Below are 255 nucleotides of genomic sequence, written 5' to 3'. Positions count from 1 at the left end.
ATGACCGAGGCAACATCACGGGTTTGGTCGACCCGCTCAATCGCGAAACACGGATCGACTATGCCGCCAATGGAATCGATGTCGTTTCGGTGCGACAGAAAAGTAACGCCCCCGGCAGCATCAACGGGTATGCCATGCTGGCGAGCTACACCTGGAACACCGCCCACCGGCCACTGACCTTTACCGATGCGGCCGGCCAGACGACCACCTATAGCTGGAACGCAGCTGGCCAACTGCGCTCCGTGACCGATCCAC

The 255-nt window shown here is 60.4% G+C and carries 1 protein-coding gene; it reads left to right on the top strand.

Annotation, left to right across the window (positions count from 1 at the left end; genetic code table 11):
* Positions 1-255, top strand: a 255-nt coding sequence (locus tag DNK49_RS23665; RefSeq protein WP_133255195.1) for an RHS repeat domain-containing protein, incomplete at both ends; no start/stop codon positions are given.

The sequence above is a fragment of the Parazoarcus communis SWub3 = DSM 12120 genome, assembly GCF_003226565.1.
GTDB classification, from domain to species: domain Bacteria; phylum Pseudomonadota; class Gammaproteobacteria; order Burkholderiales; family Rhodocyclaceae; genus Parazoarcus; species Parazoarcus communis.
Note: the sequence above shows the minus strand (reverse complement) of the source record. Positions and strands in the feature narration are given on the sequence as shown.